1 protein-coding gene is annotated in these 1,003 nt (G+C 67.9%); it reads right to left on the bottom strand.

Annotated features, from left to right (window positions below):
* Positions 1-21: 21 nt before the first annotated feature.
* Positions 22-936 carry an IS982 family transposase gene (locus ACGFWJ_RS36205; protein WP_392957007.1) on the bottom strand — a complete coding sequence of 305 codons (915 nt, stop codon included), beginning with the start codon at positions 934-936 and terminating at the stop codon, positions 22-24.
* Positions 937-1,003 lie beyond the last annotated feature (67 nt).

The raw sequence follows: 1,003 nt of genomic DNA, 5'->3' as shown, positions 1-1,003 counted from the left end.
CTAGATGAATGATGCGAAGGGTTAGTGGTCGTAGGCGGTCAGCGAGCGCATAACTGGCTGACCGGCTCGGTCGTTGTGCCAGATCGCCGAGGTCAGCGCGAGGATGCGTTGCAGGACACGGACCATCACCCCGGCCGGTGTGCGGCCCTGGTGGCGTTCGAGGTCGAGTTGGGCCTTGAACGTCTGGTTGACGGACTCGATGATCTGCCGCAGCGGTTTGAACAGTCTGGCTCCGGCCCGCTCGGGTTCGCCCTTGCGGGCCGGGCGGAGCAGGTGGACGCCCCACTCGGCGAGTTCGTGTTCGAAGGCGCGGCCGTAGTAGTGCCGGTCGCCGATCAGGGTCTGGCCCGGTCGGGAGCCGGCCAGGTCGGGTTCGGCGTGGAGGATGCCGAGCAGGGTCTGGCGTTCGTCGGCCTTGGCGCCGGTCAGCGCGAACGTGACGGGCAGGCCGTGCAGGGTGCAGACCAGATGCAGGCGAAGGCCCCAGAAGTAGCGGGAGTGGCTGGCGCAGTAGCCGTACTCGGCCCAGCCGGCAAGGTCGGAGCGCTTGGCGGTCTCGCGTGAGCGGCCGCATTCCACCGGGGTGGAGTCGACGACCCACACGCTGTCGGTCCACAGCGAGGTGTCGGTCGCGAGCAGGCGGTTGACCTGGGCGATCAGGTCGGCGGCCTTGCGCAGGCGCCGGTTGTAGCCGGACTGCCCGGGCAGGTACGGGAACAGATGGCGCAGGTGGGTGGTGGCGTGGCGGATCCAGCGGCGCTCGGAGGTGAAGCCGAGCAGGGCCTGCATCACCGCCAGGGTGACCAGTTCGGCATCGCCGAGCCGGGGCGCGATCCCGATATCGGGTCGCCACGGCGCCAGATGGGGCGATTCCTTCAGCAGGTCGTCGGTCTTCACGTAGAGTGCGGTCGCGAGGGAGTCCAGGTCAGGCGTCACAACCGACCTTTGGACTCCCTCGCGTCATTTCATGCACGCCAGCGAGCCCTTGGCATCAATCATCTAG

This window comes from Kitasatospora sp. NPDC048407, assembly GCF_043200475.1.
Taxonomy (GTDB): Bacteria; Actinomycetota; Actinomycetes; order Streptomycetales; family Streptomycetaceae; genus Kitasatospora.
The sequence above is the reverse complement of the archived record's forward strand: the minus strand, read 5'-3'. Positions and strand labels throughout refer to the sequence as shown.